Genomic DNA, 8,624 nt, shown 5'->3' with positions numbered 1-8,624 from the left:
TTCACTCTTCTTCGTAAGGCCGCAATCCCTCGTCCTCGTATTCCTCATCGAGGTCTTCAACGTAAGACAAGTGGGCCTCAAAATCGGGAAGGCGTTGCTTCCAGTTCTTTGGAAGGCCAGAACCTCTATCGATGATTTTTAGCGTGCGTTCCTGCCATGGCCTTGGTTTTCGTTGCATGATGTACATGTAAAGAACGGACGTCCGAATGTCCTCTTGGAGGACGGTATGGCCGGTGGAGGCTTCAAAATTCATAGCCCTAAGCAGGTTGAATGCGGGCCGATTGATCAGTTGGAACCAACGCTTTGCGGTTCGCATGGAAAACAGAACAATGAACAGGATGACCAAAGATGTCAAACAGAATGAGCCCCATCCTTGTCCAGCGAATTGTTGTGAGAAATAAATTACCCCCAATAGAAGTGGTACAGATATCATCAGGAAAATGAAATTCTCCGACATGGGTGGCTTCTTCATTTTTTGTCGAATGGCTTCCCATCCATTGTGGTGCTTCTCATAAGGTCGGAAAATTTCTTTTGAGTCTTGCAGAGCGGCAGCCCGAACGAGATTCAATAGCCCGTTGATTCGAGTGAATTGTGATGTGGGAACATCCATGTTCTCTTCGAGGATGGATTCTAACCTGCGTTGCGCTTCTTCATATTCCCCCATATCGGCAAGAATTGAAGCCATTTCAACAAGCGGTGTGGCCTCATCAGGCGTGAAGTTTCGGCATTTCTGCCACCAATGCAAGGCATCGTGAAGCAAACCAAGGTCGTCCGCCATAAGGCGGCCACCGCGAACCCACATGTCCAACCTTGACGGGTCAATCGCAACGATTTTTTTTACGCCAGCCAATGCTTGGGCAGCATCGAGCATGGTCATTTGTTCTCCACGGGCAGGAACGGTGGCTTCAACATAGATTGACCATGCTTCAGTATGTTCGGGATCAAGGGAAGTGGCCAGTTTAGCCTCTTCTAGGGCCTTCACCCGGTCTCCTTCATCAAGAGCTTCCAGGGCATTGAGATAATGCGTTTCTGCACTCAAGTTGTTAACCTCCAATCAATCGTCGTATCGGTCGGGCTTCCTCGGTTGAAGGTCGTTTGGTCCCCGGTTGTGAGCGTGTCCTGGGCGTTTGCCCTTTGCATGGCGAAAATTTGAGTCGGTGCTCTGTGGACGGCGATTGTTATCACGACGGTCCCCGCCGCTGCTGCGTCGGTCTCCACCTCGGTCTCCGCCACCGTATCCACGGCCACCATCACGGCTTCCGCCGCTGCTGCGTCGGTCTCCACCTCGGTCTCCTCCACCGTATCCACGGCCACCATCACGGCTTCCGCCGCTGCTGCGTCGGTCTCCACCTCGGTCTCCGCCACCGTATCCACGGCCACCATCACGGCTTCCGCCGCTGCTGCGTCGGTCTCCACCTCGGTCTCCGCCACCGTATCCACGGCCACCATCACGGCTTCCGCCGCTGCTGCGTCGGTCTCCACCTCGGCCTCCGCCACCGTATCCCCGGCCACCATCACGGCTTCCGCCGCTGCTGCGTCGGTCTCCACCTCGGCCTCCGCCACCGTATCCACGGCCACCATCACGGCTTCCGCCGCTGCTGCGTCGGTCTCCACCTCGGCCTCCGCCAGATCGACCTCCACCGCCGCCAGGGCGAGGTGCTTCACATCGGTTGCAGGCTTGTCGGAATGCGAAATTCGAGTTGTTGCATTCTCTGCATGTCCAGTCGTTATCGTTGTAGATTTCTTGCCGGTTGTTTCCGCCACGTTGCTCGTAACGTCCACCATCTCGTTGTGGTCGTCGGTCTGAACGACCGCCGTTGTCACGGGAACCTCCACCGCCACCAGGACGGGGTGCTTCACATCGGTTGCACGCCTGGCGGAAGGCAAAGTTAGAATTTTTACATTCTGGGCATGTCCAGTCGTTATCGTTGAATGAAGAGCGTTGTTCTCTCCTGTCGCCACGGTCGCCACGGTCGCCTCGATGATCCCGTTGTGAATCGTTTCTACGGTCGCTACCACCGGAGCGGTCTCTTGAGTCCCGAGAATCTCGGCGGAACTTTTCACGGTCTTGCCGTGGTTTTTTGGCGCGAATGGTCACATGAGAGCCCAAGAGATCGTCAAGTTTGAGTTCACGGTCAATGTGGCCGATGTGGGCCATTGGTTGATTGGTTGAACCCAAGACTCCGTCCACTTTTCCGACATATGTTCCGTTCTCTGCGAGAACGAGAATTGCGTCAAGTGATGGGGATGAACCCTCAAAGCGAACAAGCAGGCCACCTTCGTGACTTTGTGATTCAATCGTACCGGTGAACATGGTCTCCCCGTCCAAAACCCACAGCCTTCCCCTTTTGGTTGTGCCGGTTCATTCATCGATACGACGACCCCGAAGGGCAGCAATACCAATCATCGACAAAACAGCGAGCATTGAGAGGGAAGGTAGAGCACTGTCTTCGGCTGTATCAACGATAATTATTGGGGCCTCTTCAACGTCTGGAGGGTTCACGCCAACGTTAAGACTTGTACTGGCTCCGGATTCGTCGGTTGCAGTGATAATGACGTCGTATGTTTCCAATTCGTACGCCATACAGATGGCGATGGAAACGTCAACACGCCAGTTGATGTCGTTTTGGATGAATCCGGAGGTTTCTGCTCCACAGATGGTGAGGGTCAACGTCACGGCTTCCGAGTCAGGGTCATTTGCAAGTCCAATCAATTCAAACTCAATACCATTTGCGTCCCAAGTTGCATTGTTTCCATCGAAGTTAACGGCAATTGAAATCTGAGGTGGGGAATTTGGTTTGAACACACCAAGGTCAACAATGAAACTGTACGGTAGCATGTTTGTAGCTTGCACTTCTCCAGCGATGGAGAAACTTCCCGGTCGGATTCCTACCAGTGATAGGGTGATGTCGGTTGGAGCACCTGCGACGGTGGCTGATGCATCGTCTGACACTTCAAAAGTTCCTTGCATTGCATAAGGATAAACGATGAATTGGTCGATGAAATCTGTGGGAGTTACGGTCATTACTGCGGTTTTACCGTCCTCGCTTACGACTGCGGTTGATGTAAAGAGGGTTCCAAAGGTCCACGTTCGCGTGTTGTTTTCGTCAGCTGCCCCCAACGGGTCGAAGGGGTGACATGTTGCTGTTGAACTCGTTGAATCCATGGGTTGTGTCACGAAGAAATCCCCCAATACATTGGTGGACATACTCCAGCCCTCGGCATCAAAGGTGCAATCCAGAGACCATCCGTCATCATCACTGGCCCACTGATTCCCGACCTCTGCAGTGGCGAACATCGTCGTCCCACCGTTGGTTCCAATACGCGTCCCGTTTTCTAGAACTGAACTGGTCCATACTGGGACGTCGTTCACCTCAGGCACCTCGGTTGTGAAGTCCATGAATACATTACAAATCAAATCCCATTGAGTTCGATCAAAAGTCACCAATTGTGTCAGTTGAAGGGCGCCATCGGGCAAATATGCGGAGGAAGGTCTACCGATGTTGTCACAGGTATCTCCGCTTTCTGGGGCGTTGTCTGTTGTTCGGAAATCGTACATTCGCAATCCGGACAATACTGGGAACGTGACGACCAGTGCCGCATTGCTCATGTTGGTGATGTTAAGGCTAATGGTGAAATTCGAAACTCCTTGATTGTTGAGTTGGTCCCAACGAACGTTGTTGCTCTGGTCGTCCGCCAAATCAAGACTGATTTCCATGTCGTCGGTAACCGAAACCGGGACTTCCTTACAATCCTGGGCAGCACCGAAATTGGTACATGTACGGGCCTCTTGGTGTTCTTCTGGAACAAGGTTCACCTCATCCAAGCCAATTCCGTCTTCAACGAATTCAAAATCATTCCAGTCAACTCCACCGGAGTGGGGTGTTCCTTCACGCATTCCGAGACGGGTTTCCATATCAGCAATGCATTTTGGGCCGATGCTACGTACGGCATCTCGCTCATCGGTACTGATCCAATCGTTTCCACCACCGGGAAGGCCTTCAAACAATCCGTCGAGGTTGTCTCGGACGATGGGGGAGTTGGAGCCGTTGACCCACGCATTTGCGAACATGTCACCGGTAGCCCAGTCATCAAAGATTTCGAGTTCAAACAAAGCAAAATCATATTCAAAGAGGTCTTCGAAGGTGTATCCGCTGCAATCCACATCCAACGTGTCTTGTCGTCCTTCTGTATTCATTGGGTCCGAATCATCGCTAAGAGATGTGCTCATTGCTGGACCCATCACGCTGGAAATCATCAGGAAAACAAGCGTTAGGGAAGTCAGATGAAGCGCTGAGAATAGGCGTGTCATGGTCTGCCGTATACTTTGGACTTCATAGACAATTGCCTTTCATCCATCACGGAACGAGGCCTTCCATGCGTCGATGGAGCACCCACCAGGGCAAAATCGTCCATATCGCAGCTCCACACCAAGCCTGCCCTGCCGACACGCCCCGGTCAACAGATGTGAGTTGCGTCTCAAGCAAATGATGGTAAACGCCGTTGGGAGATAGAAGGTCGAGTGCACCCTCAAGTGCCACCCATGCTGGGTCGTTTGCTTCGCCAATGGCCACTCCTGAAGCGTAGGCCACCATCGTGGTCACCAGTGCCCAAAGGAACGTGAAGAAAAACCAAACGCCGATTCCGAAGGCAACCGCCGTTCCCTGCTCTTTAGCAGAGGTGGATGCGAGCAAAGCGAAAAGCGTGTACCAGAGAAGAATAAGACCAGTGGAGAGGAAATACACCAGCGTTTCAACTGCACTCGGCCATTCTGACATCCGGTATCTAACGATCATAAGGCAGACCAACATCAAAGCATAAACCGGTAGGGCAATGGCTTGCCAGTGTCCTAAAATCAGTGCAGTTGCTTGGTGCTTGCGCGGCATGGGTTGGGCAAGTCGAATCTCAAGCATCCCGCTTGAGCGGTCACGGCTAATACCGTCAAAAGAAAGCAATACGGCACACATGGTTGCGCCAAATACCACCCCTAGGGATGCATAAAACAGAACCTCCATTGGAGTCGAAGGTTGGTGGCCCCCGGGCAGAATGATTTCAGGGTCAGAGAACCCCCAAGCCATTCCAGGAAGGAAAAGAATGAGGATGGGAAGCATGATCTTCAAGCGGATACCAAACAATTGTCGGTCACGAATCCGTTGACTCATGCGCCATATTCGGCCCCAATCACTCATCTTCACTCACCTCTGAAGTTCGCATTGGAAGCATTGCCGACGACCCTACTTCCAAAGAAATGTCCTCAACTTCCATGCCGGTTGCAGCGCAGAGCAATTCGACAAGATTTGGGGCCACTGGTGACCATGATGTGACGGTTGCAGAATTCATGAGTGCATTCAAAACGGCTTTTTCTTGGCCGCGGAAAATGAAGTTCCATTCGTCATTATTCATTTCAAAGCCAAGGGGTTCATGGTCAATATCGGATAGTGAGGAAGCGAGGTCTACAATGCCCTTGCCTTTGATTCGGTACCGATTTGAAAGGTCGAGGCGGCCCTCAACTTCTTCCAAGTTTCCCTCGTCCAGCAATTGACCTCGATGCAACAGAGCGATTCGGTCAATGAGTTGGTCCAATTGAGCCACCATGTGCGAGGAAATCACCACGGCCACCCCTTTGCTCGCTAGGCGTTTGACAAGTTGAGTAAAGGCTTCAGCAGCCACGGGATCTAGGCCGTTAAACGGTTCATCCAAAAGGAGCACTTTTGGTGAACCAAGAAGGGCTGCAGCAATTGACAGGCGCTGGCGCATACCCTGGCTCAAATTGTCCAGGCGCTCATCTTTGCGCAGGCTAAGACCGACCAAATCAAGCAACCCATCAATTCGCTTACTTGGAGTATTTCGCATGTCTCCGATGGCTTCCAGCGCCTCACGAACGGTTTGCCCACCCTGCCAGCGCACTTGCTCGGGCATGTGACCAACCCATTGGCGCAAATCATCCACGTGTTCTGGTTCAGTGGATGAAAAACAAGCCGTGACCGTACCTCCTTGCAGAGGGAGAATCCCCGCCATCATTCTAAGCAAGGTCGTTTTTCCCGCCCCATTTGGTCCAACAAGGCCTAGAACGCATCCGGCATAGACGTCCAAATTAAGCCCAACAATCCCCGGGCCCTTCATTTTCTTCCAAGGACGGGCGAGGGTAGGTGCTGAGATCATGTGGCGATGCTCAGCGTTGGCGAAGGTGAGAAGTGGTTCCGCCATGGTTCGTCTTAAGGGAAACCCTCGCATCAACCTTGGGACGACCCAAACCCTCATGGTACTCTGTTGAATCATGAAAGCGAAGTGCATGGTCTGGCAAGGTTTGGTTCATTCGCTGCTTCCGCTTTTAGGTGGAGGGCTTCTTCTCTATTTGTTGAATCGAAGGGCACCTCAAGAACCACCCGTGCACTGGACCCATCCTGTTGGCCGTAACGGTATCATCATGGCTGTCGTGTTTACGATTTTACTATGGATTGTACCGTACGGAATTCTCCTGCTTCTGCCGGCGATGCTGGTTCTCTCTGCCTTAAGCCCTGCTGGAAGGGAGGAGTGGCGTGAACATCGTAGAACGCGCCTTGCGGCGCTCTTACTCAGCGTTTTGATGTTTGCAGGAGGCGGAATGCTTCCTGTTTCAACTCCGTCCGCCCCTGAAGAATGGGGGCAACCAGCCTTCCTTGAGAACCCCGATGCTCCTTTGTACCCGGCAAGTGAACAGTACACTTGGTTGATGCCATCGCTTGAAATCGTTCAATCTCTTAGCGTTCGTATGCCACACCAAACGGGGAGTTATGGTGGAGAAGCATCGACATTTAACATCGCCTTTGCCCTTGGCGTAGAGTCCTCTCGAATGCAGCAATCCATTGCCTTACTGGATGAACAGATCCCCTTCGTCCGCTTGGACCCGAGTGAGGTACAATTGGAGCCCGTTGCGGCCCCTAACACCCATCGGTATGTCGGGGGAGATGAGGACGTGACACTTGAGGTCCGCTTGTTTACCGTTAAATCCCTAATTTCAACCTCTAAGGAAGGGACTAAAGTTGGTGAAGTCGTTTGCGTGGGTTCTGCATCAGCTGGCGGGCAGATGGATATGTTGGTCGTTGTTCGCCCCTTAGGGCACAGTTCTATTGCCAACGATCGGTACGCCGAAACCTACACCCTTGCGTGGTATCAAAACTTGTAACATGCCTAAACTTTCTTTCCATTCATCATACAAATCGGCCTTTGATGCAGGAAAATGGACCTTTGGGACTTGAGAAATACCCGTCGCGTGGGTACCGACGCGTGGACTGTATGTATGGAGGGCGTACAGAGGGTTGCAGTAAGTTGGGTTCAGACTCTATTTGTAAAATGAATGTACCTCGAATCCCATAACAGATTTGTTATCAACATTACTAAAACAAATCAAGTATTGAAATGTCTATGTCGGGGAATGAATTGTTTGTATGGTTGGGTTTCTTGACCCTTTTCGCTTCAATGGTATTATTGTGGTACATTAAGAAAAAGCGTGATGGATATTTTTCAGACCTTTCTCAACGGGAATTAGGGGCTATGGAACAATATAGCACCATAATTTACATTTTATTTCTGATCTTCATCTCTGGGATTTTGTTAATCGAGATGATATTAGTGAGTGATACCAAGGAAAGTATTTCTGGTTTATACAGATTCAACGGTGCTACGAAAGGTTGGGCGCCAAACAATGTTTCCGGACTAATATGGCCCTACATCGGACTCTGTTTTACGGTTATGTGTTTTGCACTGTTCGCATCATCCAATGAGATATCACTCTCCAAGCGAATGAGCGATGCTAGACGGAAACTACTCCTTGGAGAACTTCCTGAGGAGAATGAATTTTCCGATACAGTAGTAACACCAACTTCGTCACCAATGCCCCCTTCATCCGGAGTTGAAAGTAATGAACCTGCCACCTTTGCGGCTGTACTTCAAGCGATGGATTTACAACTGAAACAAGCAGAACAAGCTGCTGAAGATTTGAAATCTGAATTAGATGAAACTAAAGAAAAGGTCGTGACGCTAGAAATTGAAGTTCAAGAAAGAGATTCTGAAATAAAACAAATCAAGGAATCCAAATCCCATTTTGATAAAATGATACAAGAGAGCTTACAATCCAAAGATGAAGAAATTGGAAAGTCACTGTCCTTAACAGATTCCGTTATGGTTGGAGATTTTGTAATGGAGGGCGTAAAAATTGACAAACAGATTAACAACGACCCTGAAGCAATAGCAAGAGCAGTAATCGATGCTTATCGTATGGGTCAAAATGACAAGTAATTACTTGTTCAACTAATTGACCATCTGTCCTTATGGTCGGCATATGACTTAGGCTGTTATGTGATTTTCGTGTAAGTTAAGGACAGGGAAAAATACACACAGCCTGTTTAGGGCTGATACACATAAGCGACATATCATTTCCAAGAAATCGCAAGGGTTCTGTTCAAACCCCTCAAGACATTATGGAGGAGTACAATGGGTGTTCAGTCCCCCAGTACACTGCCTACCGACACGTGGACTGTATGTACAGAGGGTGTCGCAACCGAAAGAAATCCAAAGCAGTGTCTAATTGACTTCGTATACGTGATGCAGATTTGTCAAAACAATGTACCAATAATGGTATATCA

The 8,624-nt window shown here is 50.4% G+C and carries 7 protein-coding genes; 2 read left to right on the top strand and 5 right to left on the bottom strand.

The genetic code is table 11. The features are described 5' to 3' along the window. Position 1 precedes the first annotated feature (1 nt). From AAA857_RS04400 to AAA857_RS04380, 5 genes are read right to left on the bottom strand one after another with little or no spacing between them, the layout of a single operon-like run. A complete protein-coding gene (locus AAA857_RS04400) occupies positions 2-1,039 on the bottom strand; it encodes a hypothetical protein (protein ID WP_338173517.1) in 1,038 nt (345 codons plus the stop codon). Between the two features lie 15 nt (positions 1,040-1,054). After that, positions 1,055-2,314, bottom strand: coding sequence for a zinc finger protein (locus AAA857_RS04395; RefSeq protein WP_338173515.1), 1,260 nt, complete (start codon positions 2,312-2,314; stop codon positions 1,055-1,057). Between the two features lie 48 nt (positions 2,315-2,362). After that, positions 2,363-4,312, bottom strand: coding sequence for a hypothetical protein (locus AAA857_RS04390; RefSeq protein ID WP_338173513.1), 1,950 nt, complete (start codon positions 4,310-4,312; stop codon positions 2,363-2,365). A gap of 46 nt (positions 4,313-4,358) precedes the next feature. Continuing rightward, positions 4,359-5,189, bottom strand: a complete 831-nt coding sequence (locus AAA857_RS04385; RefSeq protein WP_338173512.1) for an ABC transporter permease subunit — start codon at positions 5,187-5,189, stop codon at positions 4,359-4,361. Beyond that, a complete protein-coding gene (locus AAA857_RS04380; protein ID WP_338173510.1) occupies positions 5,182-6,207 on the bottom strand; it encodes an ABC transporter ATP-binding protein in 1,026 nt (341 codons plus the stop codon). Before AAA857_RS04380 ends, AAA857_RS04385 begins: the two co-directional genes overlap by 8 nt. An 85-nt stretch (positions 6,208-6,292) precedes the next feature. Here AAA857_RS04380 and AAA857_RS04375 point away from each other — a divergent pair, with 85 nt between their 5' ends. After that, entirely contained in the window at positions 6,293-7,165 is an 873-nt protein-coding gene (locus AAA857_RS04375) for a hypothetical protein (RefSeq protein ID WP_338173508.1), read from the top strand. A gap of 239 nt (positions 7,166-7,404) precedes the next feature. Beyond that, entirely contained in the window at positions 7,405-8,277 is an 873-nt protein-coding gene (locus tag AAA857_RS04370) for a hypothetical protein (protein ID WP_338173506.1), read from the top strand. Positions 8,278-8,624: the final 347 nt, after the last annotated feature.

It is taken from the genome of Candidatus Poseidonia alphae, assembly GCF_943787815.1.
Classification (GTDB): domain Archaea; phylum Thermoplasmatota; class Poseidoniia; order Poseidoniales; family Poseidoniaceae; genus Poseidonia; species Poseidonia alphae.
This window is presented reverse-complemented; position numbering and strand designations above follow the sequence as displayed.